General features: G+C 37.5%; 23 protein-coding genes. 14 read left to right on the top strand and 9 right to left on the bottom strand.

Annotated features, from left to right (window positions below; translation table 11 throughout):
• Positions 1 to 1,159 precede the first annotated feature (1,159 nt).
• From KO502_RS13765 to KO502_RS13725, 9 genes are all read left to right on the top strand, one after another.
• On the top strand, positions 1,160 to 1,543 hold the full coding sequence (locus tag KO502_RS13765) for an ATP synthase subunit I (RefSeq protein WP_216023136.1): 384 nt from the start codon (positions 1,160 to 1,162) through the stop codon (positions 1,541 to 1,543).
• A 45-nt stretch (positions 1,544 to 1,588) separates the two neighbouring features.
• Entirely contained in the window at positions 1,589 to 2,443 is an 855-nt protein-coding gene (atpB, locus tag KO502_RS13760; protein ID WP_216023135.1) for a F0F1 ATP synthase subunit A, read from the top strand.
• Between the two features lie 72 nt (positions 2,444 to 2,515).
• On the top strand, positions 2,516 to 2,743 hold the full coding sequence (gene atpE / locus KO502_RS13755) for a F0F1 ATP synthase subunit C (protein ID WP_086745850.1): 228 nt from the start codon (positions 2,516 to 2,518) through the stop codon (positions 2,741 to 2,743).
• A 40-nt stretch (positions 2,744 to 2,783) separates the two neighbouring features.
• A complete protein-coding gene (gene atpF, locus KO502_RS13750) occupies positions 2,784 to 3,254 on the top strand; it encodes a F0F1 ATP synthase subunit B (protein ID WP_216023134.1) in 471 nt (156 codons plus the stop codon).
• Between the two features lie 12 nt (positions 3,255 to 3,266).
• On the top strand, positions 3,267 to 3,800 hold the full coding sequence (gene atpH, locus KO502_RS13745) for a F0F1 ATP synthase subunit delta (RefSeq protein ID WP_216023133.1): 534 nt from the start codon (positions 3,267 to 3,269) through the stop codon (positions 3,798 to 3,800).
• A gap of 15 nt (positions 3,801 to 3,815) precedes the next feature.
• Positions 3,816 to 5,357: a F0F1 ATP synthase subunit alpha gene (gene atpA, locus KO502_RS13740; protein ID WP_216023132.1), complete on the top strand. Its 1,542-nt coding sequence runs from the start codon at positions 3,816 to 3,818 to the stop codon at positions 5,355 to 5,357.
• A 37-nt stretch (positions 5,358 to 5,394) separates the two neighbouring features.
• The gene (atpG, locus tag KO502_RS13735) at positions 5,395 to 6,258 is read left to right on the top strand and encodes a F0F1 ATP synthase subunit gamma (RefSeq protein ID WP_216023131.1); all 864 of its coding nucleotides are present in this window, start codon (positions 5,395 to 5,397) and stop codon (positions 6,256 to 6,258) included.
• Between the two features lie 100 nt (positions 6,259 to 6,358).
• The gene (gene atpD, locus KO502_RS13730; protein ID WP_216023130.1) at positions 6,359 to 7,744 is read left to right on the top strand and encodes a F0F1 ATP synthase subunit beta; all 1,386 of its coding nucleotides are present in this window, start codon (positions 6,359 to 6,361) and stop codon (positions 7,742 to 7,744) included.
• 59 nt (positions 7,745 to 7,803) lie between these two features.
• Positions 7,804 to 8,226, top strand: a complete 423-nt coding sequence (locus KO502_RS13725; RefSeq protein ID WP_216023129.1) for a F0F1 ATP synthase subunit epsilon — start codon at positions 7,804 to 7,806, stop codon at positions 8,224 to 8,226.
• 338 nt (positions 8,227 to 8,564) lie between these two features.
• Here the strand turns inward: KO502_RS13725 and KO502_RS13720 are convergent, their stop codons facing one another.
• The 4 genes from KO502_RS13720 to KO502_RS13705 all read right to left on the bottom strand — a co-directional run bounded on the left by KO502_RS13720 (position 8,565) and on the right by KO502_RS13705 (position 12,740).
• Positions 8,565 to 9,512, bottom strand: a complete 948-nt coding sequence (locus KO502_RS13720) for a phosphotransferase (RefSeq protein ID WP_216023128.1) — start codon at positions 9,510 to 9,512, stop codon at positions 8,565 to 8,567.
• Between the two features lie 42 nt (positions 9,513 to 9,554).
• The gene (gene pnuC, locus KO502_RS13715; protein WP_216023127.1) at positions 9,555 to 10,199 is read right to left on the bottom strand and encodes a nicotinamide riboside transporter PnuC; all 645 of its coding nucleotides are present in this window, start codon (positions 10,197 to 10,199) and stop codon (positions 9,555 to 9,557) included.
• The gene (locus tag KO502_RS13710) at positions 10,199 to 10,465 is read right to left on the bottom strand and encodes a hypothetical protein (RefSeq protein ID WP_216023126.1); all 267 of its coding nucleotides are present in this window, start codon (positions 10,463 to 10,465) and stop codon (positions 10,199 to 10,201) included. Before KO502_RS13710 ends, pnuC begins: the two co-directional genes overlap by 1 nt.
• 91 nt (positions 10,466 to 10,556) lie before the next feature.
• Positions 10,557 to 12,740 carry a TonB-dependent receptor gene (locus tag KO502_RS13705; protein ID WP_216023125.1) on the bottom strand — a complete coding sequence of 728 codons (2,184 nt, stop codon included), beginning with the start codon at positions 12,738 to 12,740 and terminating at the stop codon, positions 10,557 to 10,559.
• Between the two features lie 298 nt (positions 12,741 to 13,038).
• Here KO502_RS13705 and KO502_RS13700 point away from each other — a divergent pair, with 298 nt between their 5' ends.
• From KO502_RS13700 to KO502_RS13685, 4 genes are all read left to right on the top strand, one after another.
• Complete coding sequence (locus KO502_RS13700; RefSeq protein WP_216023124.1) at positions 13,039 to 16,533, top strand: PAS-domain containing protein; 3,495 nt, start codon at positions 13,039 to 13,041, stop codon at positions 16,531 to 16,533.
• 295 nt (positions 16,534 to 16,828) lie between these two features.
• Positions 16,829 to 18,394 carry a VCBS repeat-containing protein gene (locus KO502_RS13695; RefSeq protein ID WP_216023123.1) on the top strand — a complete coding sequence of 522 codons (1,566 nt, stop codon included), beginning with the start codon at positions 16,829 to 16,831 and terminating at the stop codon, positions 18,392 to 18,394.
• A 37-nt stretch (positions 18,395 to 18,431) separates the two neighbouring features.
• A complete protein-coding gene (locus KO502_RS13690; RefSeq protein WP_216023122.1) occupies positions 18,432 to 18,638 on the top strand; it encodes a DUF3565 domain-containing protein in 207 nt (68 codons plus the stop codon).
• Positions 18,639 to 18,832: 194 nt separating this feature from the next.
• On the top strand, positions 18,833 to 19,435 hold the full coding sequence (locus KO502_RS13685; protein WP_216023121.1) for a PEP-CTERM sorting domain-containing protein: 603 nt from the start codon (positions 18,833 to 18,835) through the stop codon (positions 19,433 to 19,435).
• 305 nt (positions 19,436 to 19,740) lie between these two features.
• On the opposite strand, the gene KO502_RS13680 is transcribed toward KO502_RS13685, so the two are convergent.
• From KO502_RS13680 to cyaY, 5 genes are all read right to left on the bottom strand, one after another.
• Positions 19,741 to 20,952: a heme biosynthesis HemY N-terminal domain-containing protein gene (locus KO502_RS13680; RefSeq protein WP_216023120.1), complete on the bottom strand. Its 1,212-nt coding sequence runs from the start codon at positions 20,950 to 20,952 to the stop codon at positions 19,741 to 19,743.
• Positions 20,949 to 22,376 carry a uroporphyrinogen-III C-methyltransferase gene (locus KO502_RS13675; RefSeq protein ID WP_216023119.1) on the bottom strand — a complete coding sequence of 476 codons (1,428 nt, stop codon included), beginning with the start codon at positions 22,374 to 22,376 and terminating at the stop codon, positions 20,949 to 20,951. The genes KO502_RS13680 and KO502_RS13675 overlap by 4 nt, the downstream gene beginning before the upstream one ends.
• 66 nt (positions 22,377 to 22,442) lie before the next feature.
• Positions 22,443 to 23,306, bottom strand: a complete 864-nt coding sequence (locus tag KO502_RS13670) for a uroporphyrinogen-III synthase (protein WP_216023118.1) — start codon at positions 23,304 to 23,306, stop codon at positions 22,443 to 22,445.
• 44 nt (positions 23,307 to 23,350) lie between these two features.
• Positions 23,351 to 24,295 (bottom strand): hydroxymethylbilane synthase, encoded by a 945-nt coding sequence (gene hemC / locus KO502_RS13665; RefSeq protein ID WP_216023117.1) that lies wholly within the window; start codon positions 24,293 to 24,295, stop codon positions 23,351 to 23,353.
• Positions 24,296 to 24,335: 40 nt separating this feature from the next.
• Entirely contained in the window at positions 24,336 to 24,656 is a 321-nt protein-coding gene (cyaY, locus tag KO502_RS13660; RefSeq protein WP_216023116.1) for an iron donor protein CyaY, read from the bottom strand.
• A gap of 201 nt (positions 24,657 to 24,857) precedes the next feature.
• On the opposite strand from cyaY, the gene KO502_RS13655 reads away from it, so the two are divergent.
• Positions 24,858 to 25,070 (top strand): lipoprotein, encoded by a 213-nt coding sequence (locus tag KO502_RS13655; RefSeq protein WP_216023115.1) that lies wholly within the window; start codon positions 24,858 to 24,860, stop codon positions 25,068 to 25,070.
• The last annotated feature ends 1 nt before the right edge of the window (position 25,071 follow it).

Here is a 25,071-nt window from a genome sequence, read left to right as displayed (position 1 = left end):
GGCAGCCTCCTACAAGTTAAATCATCGAGTACCTAAATGGACTTACCTCTATTGATCGTCGCTCAATACAAAAACGGCATTAACCACCGAGGCTTATCTATCCTGTAGGAAGCAGCCTGCTGGTGACCCGTATTGAAAATACGGTGTTAGAGTTTAGGGAAATGCCTTTGGCATTTATCGCCTGCAGGCAGCCTCCTACAAGTTACATCATTGAGTACCTAAATGGACTTACCTCTATTGATCGTCGCTCAATACAAAAACGGCATAAACCACCGAGACTTATCTACCCTGTAGGAAGCAGCCTGCTGGTGACCCGTATTGAAAATGGTATTACAGTAAAGTCCATATGAGAGTCGGACATTCTCAATTTCTATTTGAGTAAAGAACAAGAAAAGCGCTTTAGTTAACGTTTGTTTTTTTCTTCTAGTTTTTTGTATAAATATACAAAATTTATCTATAATCTTCAGAAAAACAGTTGTCTAGACGTTGTGTGATCTCCTCGCCATTAGTGCATCCATACACGTTAATATCGTTATATTGATGGAAGTAAAAGCTCAAGAAAAAGGACTATACAAAAGTATTGGGCTTTTTATATTTTGGTGTTTAAGAAATCAGCCTAACGATGTGCGTGAGTAATAGTTAAAACAAGAAAGGGGGAGGCATATTCAATCGTACTACTATGTGTCGTTGCGCGGATGGTCAAAACAATAGGTACGTATCAGTCAATGCTAGGGTGACTTTACTCGGTCTTTATTATAGTCAAAATATGAATAATTTTAATCAAAGCACATATGTTGCTTAGTGTTCTCAAGTGAGTTTTTAAGCTTTGGGTAATTGTAAATTTAAGAAATAAATATTTTTAATTGAGGGTTCTTATTTAGCTGCAAATATAAAATTGTATGTAAATTAATAAGAGGTCATAAAGAAAGCATTTTGACAGATCATATTTTCTGATAATCAGACAATGAATAATAATTAAATTATCATATACTTTATGAATAATAGAAATAAATAGCACAAATAAGGTGCGTTCATGCCCTTATATCTTGCAATAAAAAAGAAGTTAAGTATACTTGCGAAAAGTTTTTAAACTTAAAGTTTTTACTTTAAAAGGCTTGGATAGTTACGATGTTTTTCGTATTTGATTAGATGTAAAATAATGAAAAATAGATTAACAAGTGAAGGGCGAAAATTTGCTTTGAAGCAAATTGTGTTGATGGCAATTACGGTTTTATTAATAACTCTATTTGTCTATTATTTTTGGGGATACCATTACGCAAAGTCTGCATTAATTGGTGGCTTTGTTGGGATTATTCCAAACATGATTTTCGCTTATAAAGCATTTAAATATGCAGGTGCTCAGTCATCAAGAAAGGTGATGGAATCTTTCTACAGTGGGGTAAAATTAAAGATGTTATATACTGCGTTATTATTTGCGCTAGTGTTTAAATTTTTGATTGTTGCACCTGTAGCACTTCTAGGTACATATTCAGTAATAACGTTTTTACCGTTGTTACTTCCGGTGTTTATAACAGTACGTTAAATACCGATTAAAAAATTTATAAACTTTAACCTTTGGGATAAAAAAATGGCAGAAGAAGTAACTCTCTCAGGCCATATTCAGCACCATTTAACTAATGCAAAAATGTGTTCAACCGAGAGTGGTTTAGCATTTAATAAAGCATGTAGTGACAGTGGTTTCTGGACATGGCATATAGATACATTAGCGTGGTCAATTGGCTTAGGGATATTGTTCCTAGCAATTTTCCGAAGTGCTGCAAAGAAGGCAACGATTGGTGTTCCTGGTAAATTTCAATGTTTTATTGAAATGATCGTTGACTTTGTTGGCGATAATGTCGCTAAAACCTTTCAAGGCAAGAGTACTTTAATTGCTCCTCTAGCCCTTACAATATTTGTTTGGGTGTTTTTAATGAATTTAATGGATTTAATTCCTGTTGATTTCTTACCTGCACTTGCTGGCTTTGTTGGCGAAAGCGCTTTTGGTATGGACTCACACGACGTGTACATGAAAATAGTGCCAACTACAGATATTAATTTAACTGCTGCATTAGCTGTTGGTGTGTTTTTATTGATGGTAGCTTATTCAGTAAAAATCAAAGGTGTTAGTGGTTTTATTAAAGAACTTACTTTGCACCCATTTAGCACAGATAACAAACTTGCAATGGTGTTCTTGATCCCATGTAACTTATTACTTGAAACAATCGCATTAATTGCTAAGCCATTCTCGTTAGCATTGCGTTTGTTTGGTAACTTATATGCTGGTGAGTTGATATTCATCTTAATCGGCGCTATTGGTTTAATGCAACTTCCGTTGCACTTTGTTTGGGCTGTATTCCACATATTAGTAATCGTGTTACAAGCATTCGTATTTATGATGCTTACCATCGTTTATCTAAGTATGGCCAGCTCAGACAATCATTAATTTTTTAACTTTAACTTTAACTTTAATTTATAATTAAAAACCCTGGAGAAAAAAATGGAACAACTATTAACAATGCCTGAAGCAATCAAGTTTATCGCAGTTGCTTTACTTATCGGTTTTGGTGCTATTGGTACTGCTATCGGTTTTGGTAACATGGGCGGAAAATTCTTAGAAGCGTGTGCACGCCAACCAGAATTAGCACCATCTTTACAAGTTAAGATGTTTATCTTAGCTGGTTTAATCGATGCTGTAGCTATGATCGGTGTTGGTATCGCGATGGTATTATTGTTTGTACTTTAATTTCATTCTTTGAACAGCTTTCTATTAAGGAGGAGCGGTTGTGAATTTAAACGCCACTCTAATTGGTGAATTAATAGCGTTTATCGTTTTTGTATGGTTCTGCATGAAATTTGTATGGCCACCACTAAACGACGCTATTGAAGCTCGCCAGAAAAAAATCGTAGATGGTTTAGCTGCTTCAGACCGTGCTGAAAAAGACTTGGAATTAGCCCAAGAAAAAGCAACGGCCCAACTAAAAGAAGCGAAATCGCAAGCTGCTGAAATTATTGAAGCAGCTAAAAAGCGTGAAACGCAAATAGTTGAAGAAGCTGCTGTGAAAGCAGAAGCCGAGAAAGCAAAAATCTTGGCTGCTGGTCACACAGAAATTGAAGCTGAACGTAACCGAGCAAAAGAAGAACTGCGTCAACAAGTCGCACTTCTAGCTATTGCTGGTGCCGAGAAAATTCTCGAGCGTTCAATTGATGCCGCAGCACATAGCGACATCTTAGATAAATTCGTCGCTGAACTTTAAGAGGAAAGAGCTATGTCTGAATTGACAACCATTGCTCGTCCTTACGCTAAAGCAGCGTTCGACTTTGCTGTTGAAGCGAATGCAGTTGATAGCTGGCTTGCCCAGCTAACATTTGCTGCTGAAGTTGCTAAAGATAATGCCATTATTGGTTATATATCTGGTGGCGCTTCAGTAGAGCAAGCACAAACTTTATTTTTGAATGTTTGTGGTGAGCAAGTTAACAGTGAAGGCCAAAACTTGATAAAAGTAATGGCTGAAAACGAACGTTTGTTGGTGTTACCGCTAGTGCTTGAACAGTTCATTGCTTTAAAGGCAGAGCTAGATCAAGAAATCACTGTGGATGTAACCTCTGCTGTAGAAATTACAGCCGAGCAAAAAACAACACTTAGCGCCGCGCTTGAAAAGCGTTTGGCACGTAAAGTAAAGCTTAATTGTAAAATTGATGTAAGTATCGTTTCAGGTTTGATTATTCAAGCTGAAGACATGGTAATTGATGGCTCTATACAAGGTAAATTGAGCCGTTTAGCAACAACTTTACAATCATAGATAAGGGAACAGAGCATGCAACTGAATTCCACTGAAATCGCTGACCTGATCAAGAATAGAATTGAACAGTTTAGTGTTGTCAGCGAAGCTCGTAACGAAGGTACTATCGTTTCTGTAACAGATGGTATTATTCGCATCCATGGTCTTGCTGATGTAATGCAAGGCGAAATGATCGAACTTCCTGGTAGCCGTTTTGCTATCGCGTTAAACCTTGACCGTGATTCGGTAGGTGCGGTAGTAATGGGTCCTTACGCTGATTTAGCGGAAGGCCAAAAAGTTAAAGGTACTGGTCGTATTTTAGAAGTACCAGTAGGTCGTGGTTTATTAGGCCGCGTAGTAAACACTTTAGGTGAACCAATTGATGGCAAAGGCCCAATTGATAACGATGGCTTCTCTCCAGTAGAAGTTATGGCACCTGGTGTAATTGAACGTCGTTCAGTAGACCAGCCAGTACAAACTGGTATCAAGTCTATTGATGCTATGATCCCAATTGGTCGTGGACAGCGTGAATTAATCATTGGTGACCGTCAAATTGGTAAATCAGCGATTGCATTAGACGCTATCATCAACCAAAAAAACACTGACATTAAATGTGTGTATGTTGCTATCGGTCAAAAAGCTTCTACAGTAGCGAACTTAGTTCGTAGCTTAGAAGAACATGGCGCGTTATCAAATACTATTGTAGTTGTTGCCTCAGCTTCTGAAGCTGCTGCATTACAATACTTAGCACCATATGCTGGTTGTTCAATGGGTGAATATTTCCGTGACCGCGGTGAAGATGCATTAATCGTATATGATGACTTGTCTAAGCAAGCAGTTGCTTACCGTCAAATTTCATTACTTTTACGTCGTCCGCCAGGTCGTGAAGCTTACCCAGGTGACGTTTTCTATCTTCATTCTCGTTTATTAGAACGTGCTGCTCGTGTAAACGAAGACTATGTTGAAAAATTCACGAACGGTGAAGTAAAAGGTAAAACAGGTTCTTTAACTGCATTACCAATTATTGAAACGCAAGCGGGTGATGTATCTGCTTTCGTACCAACAAACGTAATCTCAATTACCGATGGTCAGATTTTCTTACAATCTAACTTATTTAACTCAGGTATCCGTCCTGCTGTTAACGCTGGTATTTCTGTATCTCGTGTTGGTGGCGCTGCACAAACGAAAATCATCAAGAAACTTGGTGGTGGTATTCGTATGGCACTTGCTCAATACGCCGAATTAGCGGCTTTTGCTCAATTTGCATCAGATTTAGATGATGCGACTCGTGCTCAATTAGATCACGGTCAACGTGTTACTGAATTAATGAAGCAAAAGCAATACAGTCCACTATCAGTGGCTGAAACTGCAGTGTCATTATTTGCCGCAGAAAAAGGCTTTTTAAACGACATCGAAATCAATAAAGTTGTTGATTTTGAATCAGCTTTACATGTTTATGTTAATGCTGAGCAGGCTGAGTTAATGGCTACTATCAATGAAACTGGTAATTACGATAAAGACATCGAAGCAGGTTTGACTAAAGCACTTGAATCATTCAAGTCTACACAAACTTGGTAATTAGTCTTTAATAAAGTAATCTTTTCGGAGAAGAGTCATGGCCATTGGTAAAGAAATAAAAACCAAGATTTCGAGTGTTAAAAACACTCAAAAGATCACAAGCGCTATGGAAATGGTTGCCGCTAGTAAAATGCGTAAAGCACAAACTAGTATGGCAGCCTCTCGTCCATATGCGACCAATATACGAAATGTGATCGGTCATATTGCGCTTGGTAACTTAGAGTTTCGTCACCCGTATATGGTTGAACGTGAAACTAAGCGTGTTGGCTATATTGTTGTCTCAACAGACCGTGGTTTGTGTGGTGGTTTAAATACTAACTTATTTAAACGTGTACTTGTAGATGCTGGTAAACATCAAGCATCTGGTGCTGAAGTTGAATTTGCAATGGTTGGCGCTAAAGCGACATCATTTTTCAACAATATGGGCGCTAAAGTATCAGCACAAATTTCAGGCTTAGGTGATAACCCTTCACTTACTGACTTAGTTGGTAGTGTAAAAGTTATGCTTGAAGCTTATGAAAACGGTGATATTGATAAATTGTATGTAGTTTACAACAAGTTTGTGAATACAATGACACAAGAGCCAACAATTGATCAATTGTTACCTCTACCTAAATCAGATGATGAAGATATTGGTCATCGTTGGGATTATATATACGAACCGGATGCAGACTCTTTATTAGGGAAGCTTTTAGTTCGTTATGTTGAATCTCAAGTATATCAAGGCGTGGTTGAAAACCTAGCTTGTGAACAAGCAGCCCGTATGATTGCAATGAAAGCCGCTACAGATAATGCTGGTGAAATCATTGACGATTTACAATTGGTATACAACAAAGCGCGTCAAGCGGCAATCACTCAAGAGTTGGGTGAGATTGTTGCAGGTGCCGCTGCGATAGGTTAGGTCTACACTTTATTAATTAAAGTTAGGTAATGAACATTTCGTAATTTAACGATAAGTTAGTTGAGCAAGGCTTAGCTAACTTAAATTAAGAGGAATAAACATGAGTACAGGTAAAGTCGTCCAAATCATTGGCGCAGTTGTGGATGTAGAATTTCCACAAGATGCCGTACCTCAGGTATATGACGCAGTAAAAGTAACTGAAGGAAACCTTGCAGGTTTAGTACTTGAAGTTCAACAGCAGCTAGGTGGCGGCGTTGTGCGTACTATCGCAATGGGTTCTTCAGACGGTTTGCGTCGTGGTCTGAATGTAGAAAATACAGGTCAAGGTATACAAGTGCCAGTTGGTGTTGAGACGTTAGGTCGCATCATGAACGTACTTGGTGAGCCTATTGATGAAGCGGGTCCTATTGGCGAAAAAGACCGTTGGTCTATTCACCGTGAAGCTCCTGCTTATGCTGAACAAGCCATGTCTAGTGAATTACTAGAAACAGGTATCAAAGTAATCGATTTAGTTTGTCCATTCGCTAAGGGTGGTAAAGTAGGTTTATTCGGTGGTGCTGGTGTTGGTAAAACAGTAAACATGATGGAACTTATCCGTAACATCGCGATCGAGCACAGTGGTTACTCAGTATTTGCTGGTGTTGGTGAGCGTACACGTGAAGGTAACGATTTCTATCACGAAATGAACGATTCTAATGTACTTGATAAAGTATCGTTAGTTTACGGTCAAATGAACGAGCCTCCAGGAAACCGTTTACGTGTTGCTATGACGGGCTTAACTATGGCAGAAAAATTCCGTGACGAAGGTCGTGACGTATTATTCTTCGTAGATAACATTTACCGTTATACTCTTGCGGGTACTGAAGTATCAGCACTACTTGGTCGTATGCCATCAGCGGTTGGTTACCAACCAACACTTGCTGAAGAAATGGGTATATTACAAGAGCGTATTACTTCAACTAACAAAGGTTCAATCACTTCAATCCAAGCGGTATACGTACCTGCGGATGATTTAACTGACCCTAGCCCTGCAACTACTTTCGCACATTTAGATGCAACAGTTGTATTAAGTCGTGATATCGCATCGCAAGGTATTTACCCTGCAATCGATCCATTAGACTCTACTTCTCGCCAATTAGATCCATTAGTTGTTGGTGTTGAACATTACGAAATCGCTCGTGGTGTACAAACAGTATTACAACGTTATAAAGAACTTAAAGATATCATCGCTATATTAGGTATGGATGAGTTATCTGAAGAAGATAAACAAGCGGTATCTCGCGCACGTAAGATCCAACGCTTCTTATCTCAACCGTTCTTCGTTGCTGAAGTATTTAACAGCGTACCAGGTAAGTATGTTCCATTAAAAGACACCATAGCTGGCTTTAAAGGCATTTTGGCTGGTGACTACGATGATTTACCTGAGCAAGCGTTCTACATGGTGGGTTCTATTGAAGAAGCCATTGAGAAAGCTAGTAAGATGTAATCATCTAGTAAGTATTTATGCGCAGGTATAAGTACTTACGATAATAGAGGTCGAGTCAAATGGCATTATTAACTGTAAATCTGAGTGTGGTAAGTGCAGAAGAAAGCTTATTTTCTGGTAGCATTAAATCACTACAGATCACAGGTAGTGAAGGTGAGCTAGGTATTATGCCTGGACATGCACCTTTACTGACTTCACTTAAGCCGGGTATGGCATTAATCACTAAGCATGATGATAGCGAAGAAGTTATTTATCTTTCAGGTGGTATGTTAGAAGTTCAACCTAATAACATTATCGTGTTAGCCGATGTGGCTACCCGCGCTGATGATTTAGATGAACAAGCTGCTCTTGAAGCTAAGCAACGCGCAGAAGAAAACATTAATGCAAATAGCAGTGATGTTGATTTTACCGCGGCAGCAGCTGAATTAGCACGTGCGGTAGCGCAATTACGTGTTATTCAGGCGAGTAGCAAAAATAGCTAATATCTATTTTTACTTAATGTTTAAATGAGATACATACGCAAGGTTTGAGTGACTTTTGATATAAAAAGTGAACACAGATACTGATTATAAAAACCGTATTACGTTAAGTTATACGGTTTTTTTATGTCTGAATTTTGAGTCTACATTACTTGGAAATAACAGATGAATAGCTATTAATACCAAGTCCGTTAAATTACTGATCACCTGTACTGGTTAAAATANNCTTTAGATATTTTCCCTTCGCACAGCTAGACCAGAAAATTATCGGAATTGGTATAAGGCTGAGCTAAAAATCATTGAAAATGAGATAAAATATATTAATGATTAGTGGGTGGTAATCATTTTGCTGATATCTTAGGTAATAACTCAGCTAATTGCATAGTAAATTGAAGATTAAAATTGTCAAAAGCAACCGCTTGTTGTTTGGCTAGTATATGATAATGTGAATTAGCTGTTACAGGTAAAGTAGCTATTTTTTTTACATACCATAATGCATTAATGAGTAAACTATAACTAATATATAAATTTACTAACGGTCTATTAATGTTATTTTCTAATGCGTATTGTTGATAGTTGCTAATAACATGGTCAATCAACTCAAAAGGAATATTATTAATGGCGATATACATAGCAATATCGAATTCACGGGGCGCTAGTTGTACGCATTCAAAATCTATTAACCAAACAGATTGTTGCTCATCAATAAGCAAGTTACTGTAATTGATATCACCATGACAAAATACTAAAGCAGTATTTAACAGTGCTTTTTGGTGATCAATACGTGAAGCTAACACCTTACCCATATCTTGCAATAAAACCCGCTGCTGAGCCTCTAAAGAATTAGAATCAGTTAATAAGTCGTTGATGGTGGATGCAATATCCAATTCTGTTAAGCAAGGAAGGCTAAATTTATTAGCTGATACAAACGAGGATGATTTAACGTGGTGTACACGCACCATAATAGATGTGGCGATTACTAACTGTTCATCTAAGTTTGCATCTATTTCAGCAACAGATAAACCTTCTATAAATGTTGTTATTAACCACTTTTTGTCATGATATACAACATCGGGACTTAATCCTGCATTGGCCATATAAACGCTACAGGAAGCTTCCTTTACAGCTGTCTCATCACGTAGTTGCTTAGCAAAGTAGTTTCCCACTGTGGTTGTTACTTTAAAGCAAACATGACTCAAACCTTTATTGAATCGTGTAACCTCAATAATGTCTGTAAAACAAGGTAGAGATTGAAGCGAAGTTAATTCAGATGTATTGGGTGGCATCATAAAATTTAGCTCTGATTTAAGTCTGTTTGCACAACTAATTTATCAATCAATTAATGATGTTGGCTCTGGACAGTCTTGCTCTTTTTTATAACTTTTTAGCCATTTTATATATCCGTAAAAAGCGATCACAACAAAAATGACGAATAACACAGTAGTCGGTATTAAACCTTTTTCAATGTATAAGTAAATAGAAACAAGGTCAATGACAATCCAGTAAAGCCAATTTTCTAGTACTTTTTGAGTCACTAAATAAGTACTAAACACAGCAAATACTGTCGTAAAAGTATCTAAATAAGGGTAATGAGCAGAGGTGAAATTACTAACCAAATAACCTAAAAGCAAGGAGATTAATGCTAAGCCTAAACATATTTTAATATGTAAGCTTACTGACCAACTTATAATGGGTAATTCATCACTATCATCATTTTTAGTGACTGGGTTAGACCATTGCCAATAACCGTAAATAGCCATTAATAAATAGTAAACGCTTAGCGCACTGTCCATTAATAGTTTTACATCAAAAAATATAACAGCATAAATAGCCGTACTTATGAAAGCTGCAGGCCAGCACCATATATTACCTTTGGCGACTAATATTACATAGGCGAGTGACAACAACATAGCCATCAATTCAAGCCAAGGTAGCTGTACAAAGTAAGTAGATACACTGTTAAATATTTCAGACATTATATTTCCGCTTCAACTTCTGAACAATCACTGCCAATAAATTTACAGACAAATACGGCTGCACCTATGGTTGCATGAACATGTTTTATTTCAGCCATCACATGAGTAACAGCAAGATCATAATCACCAAACACTTGCGTGCTCATGCCATTGGTCACAACTTGTAAACCATCTACAAGCCTAAGTCTTTTAATAAACGCCCAAATTTCAGTTTTGTATTGCTCTTCTGCAAGTGGGTATAAGCTTAACTCTATTGATATTTTCATAGTTCACCCTAAATGGTACTTATACAAGGTAACGTAATAACCTTAAAAGTATGTTTATCGGTTAGGTTATTACGTTATTTATGCTTAATGATTAAAATTGATAGTCCAGTGTAACGCCAAATACTAATGGCTCAGAAAGCTGCGTATATTGTTTAGGCGTATAACCATCACGTGGGTCGTTACCAAAATAGAAACCGCGGTTTGCGTAATTTTCATCAGTTAAATTACGACTCCAAATTTTTAACTGCCAATTGTCTTGTAAATACGCAACAGAAGCATTTAATAGTGCTACCGATTGCGAAGTTATGTCTGCTTCAGGTATAGGTTGGTATGTACCGTCGTCTGCATAATCGTAATAACGTGTATCAGAGAAGTAAAATTCATCTTTACCATCAATTGATAAATTGAATAGCCAATTATCGGTAGGTTGGTAATTGATACCTGCATTAAATTGATAGTTTGGAGCATGTGCTTGCTCTTGACCCGTTAATGAATTGCCATCTGAATCAATGTATTCATCAAACTCAGTTTTTAATAAACCGAACGATCCGTAAATATTAATAGCATCAGTCAGCTGCCAAGCGCCTTCAACTTCAAGGCCATAATTACTACCTGTTGCAGCATTACCTAAATAACTAATAAATTCTGTACTACCATCAGGGCGAACTAGGTTACGTGAGCTTTTAACCTGCATGTCATCGCGATCCATATAAAAAGCTGCGGTGCGAATATAAGCAGTATTATCAAGTAATGTTATTTTAGAGCCAAGTTCATAATTGGTTAAATACTCAGGAGCAAAATTTCGCAATTCTGCTGGTAAACTGCCGTCAGTATTATGACCGCCCGCTTTATAGCCTCTATTTATTGAGCTATACCAAAGAATGTTGTCACTTTGCTGGTAACTAAGTATTAATTTACCACCAAGCATAGTATCGGAAATACTATCGTCAAAGTTACTTGAATTCACATAATCCGCTTCATGCCTTTCAATACGTAAACCAGAAACTAATGACAAGCGTGCATTTAATTGTGTATTTAATTCAGCATATGCAGCAACGCTATTACTCTTGTTATTTGAAGTGAAATCATCAGTGTTATAGGTATATTCACGTAATAAGTCTTCATTATCATTTTTAAAATAAAGGCCGGCTACCCAAGAGGTTGAACCATTGAATATTTCCTGATTTGGCTTCGACAATGCGCGTAATTCAGCGGTAAAAACTGATTTATCACGGTAGTAATTGTCTATTGAAGAATATTCCCAATACTCAAAGTTAGGATCAATATCAGAGTTAACACTAGGATCTGATATTCCTTCGTATGCCCAATCTTCATCATAACCATAAACTAGGTCTGATTTAGCATTACTCACTATGGCGAGTACGGTAGCATTTTCAAAACCTTGATAAGTAAACTTTGACGAAAAAGCGATAGTTTCTTGCGTATCAACACCTGGCTGATCAGATAAAGTTTCACGAGTATTATCTAACGAGTAAGCGTCATAACCATTATTAAAATCAAAATAATAACCTGCTACGTCGATAGTTAAATCATTACTGGCTTCAATAGCTAGTTTACCGCGTATTGTTAATTCATCACGGTTATTGGTATCTTTTTTATCTAAGTAAACATTATCAATATAACCATCGCTGGTTTGTTGGTTAACGGTAAAACGATATTTTACAAAATCATTCGCAGGACCTGATAAGGCAACACCTAAATCATAAGTATTATAATTACCTGCGGTAAAGTGTAAGGCGCCTTCAAAGTCATCGCTAGGCTCCTTAGTGGTAATATTAATCATGCCGGCAATGGCATTTGCGCCAAAGCGAGTTCCCTGCGGACCACGAAATATTTCCGCTTGTTTGACATCAAATAAATTAGCAACGCTGCCTATTCCGGTAAGATCTATATCATCAATAATAACACCTACAGAAGGGTTAATAGGCTCTTGATACTGACTACGTTCTCCAATGCCGCGAATTTGGTAATAACGAGCACGACCAGAGCCGCTAGCGTAATTTACATTAGGACTAATGGCTATTAATTCTTCAAGGTGTTGTGCATTACGTTGCTTAATGTCGGTATTGGTTAATACTGAGACCGAAGTAGGTATTGTCTGTAGGCTTTGATCACGAAAATCAGTAGTAACGGTAATGGTTTCTAACTGCTCAGCGTTTTGGCCTACAGTTTTGGTTTGCTCTTCTGCGAATGCAGTTAAGTTAAAAGTTGTAGCGGTTATAGCTAAATAAATAGCTGATTTGGCGAATGTCATAAACTTCTCATCAAAAAAATAAATGGCAGGGCGCGCACGGAAGGTGTTTTTTTGATGAATATCAATCGTTAACCATCCCTATGCCAGAATATCAACTAAGTTAACTTTCTGCCCAGGTTCAAAGGGTATATATCTCAGCGCCTGGTTAATTGAATATTCAAATAACAGGGCACCCCTTGGTTTCGCACAATTGTAACAAATATATTCACTATAATCTGTTTATTATTGAGTCGCTTAGGTATATTGATTAATTCAATTTTAGATGATTCTCTTATAACAATAAAAATATCGGGTATTTATGTTTCCTAATTGGCAATTAGTGCTGTTAAGTTTGGTTTATATTGGTTTATTGTTTTTAATCGCTTTTTTAGGTGACCGATATCGACATCAGTTGGCTAAAAAAAGCCAAGGTATTATTTATGCACTTACTTTAGGTGTTTATTGTACGTCTTGGAGCTTTTTAGGCACAACAGGGCAGGCATCCACTAATATTTTTTCTCATGTTCCTATTTATTTAGGCCCTATTTTACTTTTTGTATTTGCCTGGCCGTTTATTCAGCGCATTATCCGTGTCAGTTTAAAATTACATTTAACTTCTATTGCAGATTTACTGGCAGCACGTTTTGGTAAATCTCATAACCTCGCTATTATGGTCACCGTTGTCGCTTTAATCGGTACTATGCCGTATATGGCGCTACAGTTAAAAGCTATGGTGTATTCCTTTCAGCAATTACAAATAGATCAGAGCCTAAATAGTTGGCACATCGGCTTAGCAGTAAGCTTGGTTTTAGGCGTATTTACTGTGTTATTTGGTATTCGACATATTGATGTAACTGAACGTCACCCTGGGGTAATGCTGGCAATTGCTTTTGAATCTTTAGTAAAATTATTTGCTTTTTTAGCGGTAGGTCTTTTTGTTTGTTTTGTTTTGTTTGACTCTCCTGCTGATATTTGGCGACAAGCAGATGCCAGTGTTTTACTTGAACAACAAATAACCACTGATAATGTTACTTCTATGGTAGCGATGTTAATTATTGTTATGGCTGCTTTTTTATCATTACCACGGCAATTTCAAGTAATGGTGGTTGAGTTAAAAGATCAGAAAGATACTTGGCTTAGCAGGCGCATCTTTCCACTGTATTTACTTATTTTCGCTTTTTTTGCTGCACCTTTAGGTTTAGCGGGGCAAATGTTGTTAGGCAATAGTGTCCCTTCAGACGCCTATGTATTATTTCTTCCTGACGTTACCCAGCAGCGGTGGTTAGTGCTCTTTGCCTTTTTGGGGGCAATATCGGCAGCAAGCTCTATGGTGATTATTTCTGCCATAGCATTAAGTACCATGCTCAGTAATGAAATAGTTTTCCCGTTACTTTATCGACGTCAAAAAGTAGCGCAAACTGATTACGATAACTTTAGAAAACGGCTATTAAATATCAGAAAAATATTGGCGCTGTTTGTAATTTTATTAGGTTACGGCGTATTTATTTTAGCTTCTCCCGATACCCTCTCATCGTTAGGTGAAATTGCTTTTGGGGCTTTTGCACAATTAACACCGGCATTAATTGCCGCCTTTTATTGGCGACGTGCCAGCTTAATGGGGGTTTATGCAGGGATACTTGTGGGCTTTATTTTATGGCTTACATTGAACTTTTTACCACAATTTGGTTTATATGCCTCGCCGTTTGCACAAGGTTACTTACCCGTAAAAACCACAGCAACCTTATTTAGCTTAGGCGCTAATATTATTGTGATGTGGGCATTGTCGCAAATCAGCAGGCAAAGTGTACAAGAGCGTGTGCAAGCATCTCTTTTCCTTGAGTGGCAATCACCTAAACTCTTAAAAATTGAAAATAAAAGACAGCTTGATGTGCAAGAGTTAGAGTTGTTAGTATCACGTTTTGTCGGTATTAAAAAAGCCCAAGTTAGTTTTACTTATTTTTTATCTACCCACGATAAAAAAAAGTTAGGTAACGTTACTTATAACCAAAAACTACTGCAACATACCGAAAATACTTTAGCTACGGTTATGGGCTCATCTTCTGCGCGGTTAGTACTTTCATCGGCATTAGACGGTCGAGATATTGCACTTGATGAACTTGCCGTATTAGTTGAAGAAGCTTCAAGTGAACGCCAAGAATTTTCACAAAATTTACTTCAAAGTGCCATTGAAAATGCTAGCGAAGGAATTTCCATTATTGATAATGAGTTGCGCTTAGTAGCTTGGAATAAAAAATATTTAGATTTATTCAATTATCCATCAAACCTGATTTATATGGGCGCACCAATATCAGAGCTTATTCGCCATAATGTACAGCGCGGTTTATGTGGCGCTGGCGATATAGAATCACAAATTAACCGACGTTTAAATTACCTACAGCAAGGTAGCCCACACAGTTCAGAGCGGCAACAAGCGTCAGGGCAAACTATCCGCATTGAAGGTAATCCACTACCGGGCGGCGGTTTTGTTATGATGTTCTCAGACATTACCGCATATCGACAAGCTGAGCAGGTACTTAAAGAAGCGAATCTTGATCTTGAAACGCGGGTTTACGAACGAACCTTAACGCTTGCTAAAACCAATGAAGCGCTGGCGAAAGCGCATGAAAAAGCAGAGCAAGCACATTTGAAAAAAAGCCAATACCTAAAAGCGTGTAGTCATGACTTAATGCAGCCTTTAGAAGCGGCACGATTATTCACTTCGGCACTTTCTGAGCAAACTAACCTAACCAGTGTACAACAACGACAAGTTGATAATATTGACCGTTCACTGAAAGCCGCCAATGATTTACTGGCAGACTTAGCCGAAATAGCGCGCTTAGAAAGTGGTAATATAAAAGCAAATATTCAAGCGTTTGCCTTAAATGATTTATTTGAAGATCTCGCGCAGGAGTTTTCAGCACTAGCAATAGAACAATCAGTTGAGTTTAGATTAGTGGCTACTAAGGTGTGGGTTAAATCTGATCGCCACTTATTACGCCGAATAATCCAAAACTTAGTAGGAAATGCGTTTAGGTACGCAAGTCCAGGTAAAGTTTTGTTGGGCGCAAGAGTATTTAATGAACAGGTCATCATTCAAGTATTAGATAATGGTCCAGGAATTCCTGTTGAAAAACAACGTTTGGTTTTTGAGCAGTTTATTCAACTAAATACTTCCAATAATTATGTAGGCAGGGGCCTAGGTTTAGGATTAAATATAACTCAAAGCTTAGCGCAATTATTAGGACACACACTCAGCTTACAATCTAAAGTGCAACAAGGTTGTAATTTCTCTGTGCAAGTTACAAAAGCCGAAGCTGTAGAGCAAATTAAACAAGTGGTTAGTCCAAGCTTTAACGTTGCTTTAAAAGATATTACCGTGTTATGTATTGATAATGATCCTGATGTACTTAGTGGCATGGTTGAACTGCTTTCTGCTTGGCAATGTAATATCCTAGCTGCAGATTCTCGAGAAACTGCGTTAACAGAATTTGCTAATCACAGTAATGAAATTGACATTTTACTGGTTGATTACCAATTAGGTTACCAAGTGGAGAATACAGAAGAGGGCGAAGATGACTTTTCACCCGTTAAGCAAGTAGATGGCTTAACGTTAATTAAAGATTTACGTAGTCAATGTCATCATACATTGCCAGCTATATTAATTACCGCCACCACAGAGTCGGGTATTGAAGAAAAAGCGAAAAGTTATGATGTAGGTTATATGCGTAAATTAGTAAAACCAGCGGCATTGCGAGCGATGATGAGCGCTATGTTAGCTAAAAAGCTACAAGCTGATTATGTGGGTTATAGCTAACTGGTTTAGTAAACGTGGTAAGTCGCTTATGATGAGAGCGCCAATATAAGTTAAGCTAAAAAGCTGCAAGCCGATTATGTTGGTTATAGGTGAATGTTAAGAGTGTGAAATAGAGTAAGTCGCTCATGATGAGTGCGGCAATATAAATTAAGCTAAAAAGCTACAAGCCGATTATGTGGGTTATAGCTAACCCGATCATCATTTCTCGTTAGTCGTTGTCAGGAACTATATTTTATTATTGTGTTCTACTTAAACAGCGTACAAAAAACCTCACAATGGATACGGAACTTACATTATGAAGCATACCTTATCGTTTAATAATAAAACGTTATCTACGTTCTTTGTTATTGTCAATTGCGTTGCTGTGTTAACAACATGGACAACTAAAGCAGATGAGATTGACTTTAACAAAGTCACAGTAACTTCGCCTCATCAACTCACCCAAGAAGTAATTGTTGCAGATGTTCTACCCGCGCAAGGTAAGGAATTAGTGACATTTTCAGTGGATGACAAAGGCAATCGCTGGTTAATTATTTATCAATACCAACAACAAGAAAATCACTACATGATCGCCGAGCAAGTGATTATACCTCAACAATTTTATCGGTTTGATTTAAGTAAAGAGTTGCCTGATAAAGCACCTGCTAAACAAAGTCTTTATTTCCTCTCAGCAGATGCTTTACTGATTTATCAAAATAAACAGTTTAAGAAACTGACCGGTATCAGCTCATTATATGTACAAGAGAAAGTAGACTACCTGAGCCGTGGCGATTTTATCCAAGATCTTAATAATGATGGTTTTGATGATGTAGTGCTTGCTGACTTTACGAAGACTCATATTTTTATCGGACAAGGGCTAGGAAGTTTTTTAAAACAAACATTACCAATAAAACCAAACGTACGGGTTCTTGATGACGGTGCGACTTATACCGAAAGTAAACTGTATTTTGCCGATGCGAACTTTGATAATAAAAAAGATATTTTTATTCTGGAAGCTGGCGAAATAGCCGTTTATCTACAAGTAGAAAATAGTCAATTTACTAAACGAAAAATCCGTATCTCTATTAATGATTCTATTAGTGGTCTTGATTGGTGGAAAAAACGTGATGAAAGCGGTGAGCAGCCAGATCAAAGTAATTTAGAATATCGAAAAATAGAAGAGTTACGCGATGTAAATGCCGATGGCATGATTGACATGGTGGTGCGTTACACGAAAGCGTCTGGTGTACTCGATAGGGTTAATGATTATGAAATTTACCTAGGTAAAAATAACAAAGGTAGTTTAGTTTATGCGCCTAAAGCGGATAGTGTTATCCATGAGGATGGGACTTTAACAGGCTTTGAATTTATTGATATTAATAATGACGGCAAGCTTGAGGTGTTACTAGCCGGTTTTGATATTGGTTTATCGCAAATTATTAGCGCTTTGGTAACAGGGGCAATTGATCAAGATGTTTACCTATTTAAAATGGACGATACCGATAAATTCCCGAGTAAAGCCATTATTAAAAAAGAGGTTGAATTAACCTTTAGCTTAAGCTCAGGTAAAAGTGGTAATGGCGTTGTTCGTTTAGCAGACTTAAATGGTGATGGTTTAAAAGACTTAGTGTTGTCAGATGACGATGAAGAATTGAAAATATATCTTGCTAAATTACCAGGTAAAGATAAAAAACTATTTGCAAGACACAGTGTAAGTTACGATATTCAATTACCTAAAAATGGCAAACTCGTTATCGTTGATGACATCAATAGTGATGGCCAAGATGACCTATTAGTTAACTTTTCTCGCTTAGATGGAGCAGAAAATAGCAAAGTGTTTAAAGTACTTTTTTCACTTGATATGACAGAAGAATCAGATTAACAACGTAAATTAAGCATTTAAAGTGAGAATATAAACTATGCAGCAGGCTATTTGTGGGTTTCACCAAGACGATGAAAATCATTGGGTTGCAGAGCTAGGTTGCGGACACTTTCAACATGTAAGGCACAAGCCTCCCTTTATTAATCGTCTTTGGGTTGTCTCATTCAGTGGACGCAAGAGCATGATAGGGCATAAGTTAAAATGTAAAAAGTGTGATGAAGGTATGCCAGAAGATAAATCATAGTAACAATGAATACATGGCAGTAAACATTTAAATGTCTGATTTTTTTACACTTTGTGTTCTTATTGTTATGTTTTGTACAGGAGTGCAAAACAACTATTTGATTACAAAGGCTTTAATTTAAATGGCTTAATTCTTGCTTTGTTTAGATAAGTTAAGAAAATTAAAGCTTTTATTAAAATAAATAGGAATAAACTATGAAATTATTTTCAACAAAAATGTCATTAGCGGCATTAATATTTTCAGCATTTAGTTTAGTTAACGCTGCTCAAGCAGGGTTAATCGGTAAAGTAAATGTTGATAATGGCTATGTTGCATACATAAGTACTGATGATTCAGTTCAAGGTATCGAGATTGGTTCTTTAGAAAACTGGTATACAACAGATACTTTTACAACGTCTTTAACACCTTACACTGATTATTTTTTACATATTAAAGCAACAGATAGCGGTGGCTACGCAGGCTTTTTAGGTGAATTTACATTGGGTGCAGGCTTTGTATTTGATAACAACTCACAAACATTGTTAACAGATGAAGCATACTGGAACGTAAGTACAACAGGTTGGGATAGTTATTCATCAGCGACAAGTTATGGTGCGAATGAAGCCTCAACAGCTCCTTGGGGTAATAAACATACTAAAGAAGTTGATGCTGATGCACAATGGATTTGGTCAACAAATAACTATAGTGATAACGAAGTATACTTTTCAACAGCTATTACTTTTGTTCCAGCGCCTAGCTCATTAGCTATTTTAGGTTTAGCACTTATTGGTTTTGGTGTTCGTCGTTTAAAAAAATAAACGCCTCCAATTTTTAACGTGTACTGAATCGTCTATTAAAATACCGATAACAGTCACAAAAAAAGCCTCTTTGCTATGGTTGTAAAATACTATTAAAGAGGCTTTTTATTATCTAATTTTAATTTTAGTTTTGCTTGAACTGAGCTGAGGTTATCTACACTTTCCCAAATAGACACCCCCTTTGTAACGTATCTTTTTTAGAGTCATACCTTACTAGTTCGTATGGCTTTGAGGTAATAGGTAGTCTGCAGCTACTAACGTTCAACAGTCATAGGCTGTATAGGTATGCTTATAGGTTAATTAACTTATAAACTACTGGCTTTTAACCATGTAGCATCAGCGGCTTGATACAAACTTTGTTTACTGTAAGCCTTTGCTAGCGCTTGTAAGTCTTGTTGGTCATATTGTTTGCCGTAATCCTTTTCTTCTAGTCTAATTAAGCTAGTGAATGACTTTTCAGCTAACGAATATTGACCGCTATTTAAAGCTAAGTGCCCTAAACAACTTAACCACTTACCACTATGAATGTTCTGTTGCAGTTGTTTTTGTGCAAGGGCAATAAGCTTATCGGCATGTAATATAGGTAAGTCGCGTATTGTTTTTAAAAATTCACTCGTTGCTGATTTCTTAAAAATAGGCACTAAAATATCATTTAAGGCTTCAACAATATTGTTTTCTGCCAATACTTTACAGTAAGCAAGTACAACACCCTCTCGTTGTTTTATTTTACGTGCGATACCATTCCAGTTATCTTGTAAGTCATTAGTATCGTGACGTTTAATGCTTTCTTTAAAGCTACCGTAATAAGCGGCGGCTTCCCATGCTTTAACGGTTTCATCAGTAATTAGTTTGCTCTTACGTGCAGCGGGTAAATATTCAATGGCTTGGTTAAAGCGTTCCTCAATAATACACAAATCAATTTCAAGAGATAATAAGCGACTGTCGTGGCCTATTTGTTTGTGATGTTCATCAATAATTTCGCGTGCTTTGACGTAGGTTTCTGGCTTATGTTGGTTCATTAACAATTTAACATTAACTAATACGCTTTCTAAACCGACATCATCAAGTTTCATTGTTTCTTGCTCAAGCAAAGCTAAATAATGATTGGTATTACTGTCGAGATTTAATTTTGCAGAGGCAGAAGCTGCCAGTAAATAAGCACTTTGTTTTCTTTTTGATGGAATAGCACTTTTTGCGAATAACTCTTCAGCTTGACTAAAGTCTTCAAGCATATAAGCAGCAAGACCTTTATTAAAGTTAGCGATACCTTTGCGTTGTCCGGCATAAGCGAGTTTGGTCCATGTGCCAAAACTGAAGTTTAGGGTCCCACGAAAGATTTTTAAGCCAAATATAAGGCTAATAAATAGTAGGGTTAACATAATGCCTGCAGATAAAACCGTTAACTCAATAGTGGTGTTACCCATGGCAATAAGAATATAGCCCTTTTCATCAATAAGCAGCGGGCTAATTGCCATGGCGCTAAGAAAGATAACTAAGGCAATGATAATACGGATCATTGTTCATCTCCTGTTGCACTTTTCTCTGCAGCTCGTCTGTCTTCTACTTGAGGCTTGTCCATTGGCGGCTTAACTGCTTCATCTCTTGTAGTATTATTTGTTGTGTTTTCTGTTTTGCTGTCAACGGTACTTTTTACTTTGGTCTTTGCTTGCGACGTGGCTTGTTTATTATCTTGTGTAGTGTTTTGTAGTAAACGCTTTATCGCCACCAATGAACGTAAATCAGTAGGGTAGTCAAAATAGATAACCTGTGTTTTAAGTTGCTCAATAGCGTTATAGAAGTTTTTATTAACAGTCGCATTCATGTCAAAAAATTCATTTAGCCACTGTTGAATATCAAGTAGCGTTTGTTGATAAATGTTCTCTTTATGTTCGCTAGCTGCCCATTCAACCAATTGAATTTTAAGACTTAAGTTTTGTTTAAGGTGCTGTTGTTGCTCTGGCGACATTAAAGGTTCAACCATGCCTGTTCTGCGACGAACAGTAATGAAATCTTTAAGGAACTTGTCCCAAGTTTTTGCCAAGTTTGATTGCCAGTCACCAATATCTTCAGATAAGGTAAAATCTTCTTTTGGTGCGTCGATCGCTTCTGATAAGTTAACACCCGCTAAAGTTAAATTAGCTATTTGTTTATTCAGCGCCATTGCCGTCAAAATTGTTTCTTGGACTTCTAACTCAGGCATTAAGGCTAAAGCTTCAATATCTTCATTAATTAACGCACGTATTGATAAAAATTTAGGTTGATCTAGCTCTTTAAGCCGATTGTCTGCATCACGTAATAAACTGATGGCGGCTTTAGTGTCTTGTTCAAGCCACATGGTGCGCGCAGCTACACGAACCAGATAGTCTGCCTCGTGTATTAACCAATCACTTGGATCACGTTGGCTAACTTGTTGTTCCATTTTCCCTAGTTGTGCTGTTAACTGAGCAATTTGATTTTCGTTATTAAGCTGTGTTTGTTTGGCTGATTTTTGCGACAAATTATTAGCGTCAATTTGTTGCTGCAACTGTTGTTTAAGTTGTCGGTTAAATTCAGCAGTTAAGCTATTTTTAAGTTGAGCTTGGCTTTGCGCTATTGATTGCTGATTTTTTTGGCTTATTGCTGCAAATCGGTAATCAGTTTGTTGCTGTTGCCAAACATAATGCCCAACAGAACCACAGATACTGATTGATGCGACAATTAAGGCGAGAATGGCGGTTTTTTTACCGGGTTTTTTATCACTATTGTCACTAGCGCCTTTAGCGGTAGTTGTACTTTTAGTATTACTGGAAGCTTTGGCGGATGCTGAAGGCGTTTTTAAAGCGGCTGCTTTTGTCGCGCTAGGGTTTGACGTTGCACTGCTCGTCGATTGTTTATCGGTACTTTCCTTTTCGGTATTGCTATTAGCCGATAGTGTGTTTTTAGAAACTTCTTTATCCGACATAATTCTCTATTCCATTGTTATTTTATTATTTCTTGAATTCAGGTTGAAATAAGTTGAACAACTTACCTAACAAGAAAGTGTTTGCAAGCACTTGCATAATAGTTGCGAGTTAGCGCTTTGGGCATTAATTATCTGAATTAAACCTAATGCTTTAGCATTTTTTTCAATGCGTTCACTGACCACTATCCATACACATTGTGATTGCCAATAGTTATCTGTTGGCTCAGTCACGCTAAATAAATATTTAGTTAATGTTACTAATATATCGTTACTGGTTACGACAATACAGTTTATTTGCTGCTCTCGCCATTGCTGGGCGGTATTTCTTGGTAATATTCGCCAAACACGTTGGTAACTTTCAATATAATTAACTGTAGCACCACGTTGACGTAAAGTATTGGCAATATGCTCTCTACCACCATTGCCTCGTACAATAATTATATTTTTATCTTTAACATTAGCTAATTGCGCGAGTTGGAGTAAGCCTTCGCTGTGTTCTTGCTCTGCTGGCGGAGACAACACATTACTTAAGCCTAGCGCTAATAATGCTTGTTTGGTGGCATTACCGACGGCGAAAACTGCAGGTGATGACTTACCTTGTGTTGAACGGTGCGACAGAATGTTTGTTAATGGGTAGCTGGCGTGTGTAAATTCAACGGCGGCTACACTAACAAAAATAATTATGTCGGCGTTTTCTATGGCGCTGCTTAACTCTTTTGTGTTGGCGTTAGCTTGATAATCGAAGAGTGTTTGGCTGATAGAGTTAATGCCGTGCTCATTAAGTAACGAGGCAAGTTGTTCGGCTTTATCTTTAGGTCGAGTAATTAACACTTTAAGTGGCTCACCTAAACAAGCCGCAAGTGTGGTTGCTTGAGACTTGTTAACTACTTGAGCTTTTTCATGAGCTACTTTCGGTGTTATATGTGTCATTAATTTTAGTGATTACTTCAAGTGATTGTGATCAGAAAATAATGTTAAATATCGTTATCCGCATAAACTTGTTCTAATATTTTGTCTGCGCCGCGACTCAGTAGTTCTTGCGCTAGGGTATTACCTAAGGTTTCACCGTCTTTCACAGGGCCAGTAATTTCACTTTCAATCATCTCACTGCCGTCTACCGCACCAACTAAACCGCGTAAATATAGTTCTTTACCATCGGCTGAAATAACGCCGTAACTACCAATTGGCACCTGACAACCGCCTTGTAGAGCGCGGTTCATCGCGCGTTCTGCCAATACACGAATACGGGTTGCATTACATTCTAAAGGCGCTAATAAAGCTTTAATTCTCGCATCATCAGTACGACATTCAATACCTACTGCGCCTTGACCATTGGCGGGAAGCATCTCTTCAGGCTCAATAAATTGTTGAATACGGTTACTCATTTTTAAACGAATTAAGCCGGCAGCAGCAAGAATAATTGCGTCGTATTCTCCGTCATCTAATTTACGTAAACGGGTATTCACGTTACCGCGTAAATCTCGAATGTCTAAATCAGGACGACTTGCCTTTAATTGACACTGACGACGTAAGCTTGAGGTACCCACAATAGCGCCTTCAGGTAACTCAGCCAATGATTTAATAGTATTAGATACAAAGGCATCACGTGGATCTTCACGCGGACAAATGGTTTCTAGACCTAACCCTTCAGGAAAATCGACAGGAACATCTTTCATTGAATGCACAGCAATATCAGCTCGATCTTCAAGCATTGCTACTTCAAGTTCTTTAACAAATAAACCTTTACCACCAACTTTAGCTAAAGGCGTGTCTAAAATCACATCGCCTTTTGTCGTCATTGGTACTAGTTCAACGTTAATACCTTGATGAAAATGCTCAAGTTGCGCTTTTACATACTCAGCTTGCCATAAGGCGAGGGCGCTTTTACGGGTAGCAATACGTACTGTGCTGTTATTCATTTGTTATATCCAAAATCTATTTCTAAAAATATTTAGCTTATTACTCTGCAGCGAGTGTTAATTCGGTTTCAGCTTGTATGCTGACGGCTTTTGATAAAAATGCCCAAAACTCATCGCCACCGCGTTTGTCTATCCACACACCGTCGATACAGGCAAAGTGGTGACCATTGAACTTGGTTGCAACCCATATTTCTTTTAACGGTGCTTGTTTATTGATGATGACTTTAGTGCCATTTTTAAAGGTTAGCGTTAATAATCCGCCAACGCCTTCGTAATCAATATCGACGCCAGAATCTTCAATGGCTTCTTCTACCGCGAGAAGTAAATCTTCGGCTACTATGTTGTATTGGCTATCGTTCATTGCCTATCCTTTAAAGATCATGTTTTGCCTAAATAATACCAAGTATTTCGTCTCGTTGAACGAGAATAAACTTCTTATATTTGGTATAAATGTTGATAAGCATGTGAGTATAATAGCAATCAGACAAAAAAAATATAGATAGAGCATGGTTTGCTTAGGCTAAAACCTTGTTTTAAACGACTTTCACGGCAAAAAATCATCATGTGTAGCAATACTTCTCGTTATTTACAGTATAAACCATCGCTTAAATCACTTTGTTTGGCATTCACTACAGCCACTTTTTTAACCGCTTGTGGTATTAAAGGGCCTTTGTATGAAACGCCAGAACAGCCAGATATAGCGGCGGAAACAGGGACTGAACAAGCTGTTATTGAAATAAAGTCGAACTCGTCAACTGCTGAAGAATTAGAGTAAC

The organism is Colwellia sp. E2M01, assembly GCF_018860585.1.
GTDB lineage: Bacteria > Pseudomonadota > Gammaproteobacteria > Enterobacterales > Alteromonadaceae > Colwellia.
This window is presented reverse-complemented; position numbering and strand designations above follow the sequence as displayed.

Excerpts from the sequence above, each read along its gene's own strand:
- hemC (WP_216023117.1), bottom strand. The coding sequence starts at position 24,295 with ATGAATAACAGCACAGTACGTATTGCTACCCGTAAAAGCGCCCTCGCC.
- KO502_RS13710 (WP_216023126.1), bottom strand. The coding sequence starts at position 10,465 with ATGAAAATATCAATAGAGTTAAGCTTATACCCACTTGCAGAAGAGCAA.
- KO502_RS13685 (WP_216023121.1), top strand. The coding sequence starts at position 18,833 with ATGAAATTATTTTCAACAAAAATGTCATTAGCGGCATTAATATTTTCA.
- KO502_RS13725 (WP_216023129.1), top strand. The coding sequence starts at position 7,804 with ATGGCATTATTAACTGTAAATCTGAGTGTGGTAAGTGCAGAAGAAAGC.
- KO502_RS13700 (WP_216023124.1), top strand. The coding sequence starts at position 13,039 with ATGTTTCCTAATTGGCAATTAGTGCTGTTAAGTTTGGTTTATATTGGT.
- atpA (WP_216023132.1), top strand. The coding sequence starts at position 3,816 with ATGCAACTGAATTCCACTGAAATCGCTGACCTGATCAAGAATAGAATT.
- KO502_RS13680 (WP_216023120.1), bottom strand. The coding sequence starts at position 20,952 with ATGATCCGTATTATCATTGCCTTAGTTATCTTTCTTAGCGCCATGGCA.
- atpB (WP_216023135.1), top strand. The coding sequence starts at position 1,589 with ATGGCAGAAGAAGTAACTCTCTCAGGCCATATTCAGCACCATTTAACT.
- cyaY (WP_216023116.1), bottom strand. The coding sequence starts at position 24,656 with ATGAACGATAGCCAATACAACATAGTAGCCGAAGATTTACTTCTCGCG.
- atpG (WP_216023131.1), top strand. The coding sequence starts at position 5,395 with ATGGCCATTGGTAAAGAAATAAAAACCAAGATTTCGAGTGTTAAAAAC.
- atpD (WP_216023130.1), top strand. The coding sequence starts at position 6,359 with ATGAGTACAGGTAAAGTCGTCCAAATCATTGGCGCAGTTGTGGATGTA.
- KO502_RS13720 (WP_216023128.1), bottom strand. The coding sequence starts at position 9,512 with ATGATGCCACCCAATACATCTGAATTAACTTCGCTTCAATCTCTACCT.
- KO502_RS13765 (WP_216023136.1), top strand. The coding sequence starts at position 1,160 with ATGAAAAATAGATTAACAAGTGAAGGGCGAAAATTTGCTTTGAAGCAA.
- KO502_RS13690 (WP_216023122.1), top strand. The coding sequence starts at position 18,432 with ATGCAGCAGGCTATTTGTGGGTTTCACCAAGACGATGAAAATCATTGG.
- KO502_RS13705 (WP_216023125.1), bottom strand. The coding sequence starts at position 12,740 with ATGACATTCGCCAAATCAGCTATTTATTTAGCTATAACCGCTACAACT.
- atpH (WP_216023133.1), top strand. The coding sequence starts at position 3,267 with ATGTCTGAATTGACAACCATTGCTCGTCCTTACGCTAAAGCAGCGTTC.
- pnuC (WP_216023127.1), bottom strand. The coding sequence starts at position 10,199 with ATGTCTGAAATATTTAACAGTGTATCTACTTACTTTGTACAGCTACCT.
- KO502_RS13675 (WP_216023119.1), bottom strand. The coding sequence starts at position 22,376 with ATGTCGGATAAAGAAGTTTCTAAAAACACACTATCGGCTAATAGCAAT.
- KO502_RS13670 (WP_216023118.1), bottom strand. The coding sequence starts at position 23,306 with ATGACACATATAACACCGAAAGTAGCTCATGAAAAAGCTCAAGTAGTT.
- KO502_RS13655 (WP_216023115.1), top strand. The coding sequence starts at position 24,858 with ATGTGTAGCAATACTTCTCGTTATTTACAGTATAAACCATCGCTTAAA.
- KO502_RS13695 (WP_216023123.1), top strand. The coding sequence starts at position 16,829 with ATGAAGCATACCTTATCGTTTAATAATAAAACGTTATCTACGTTCTTT.
- atpE (WP_086745850.1), top strand. The coding sequence starts at position 2,516 with ATGCCTGAAGCAATCAAGTTTATCGCAGTTGCTTTACTTATCGGTTTT.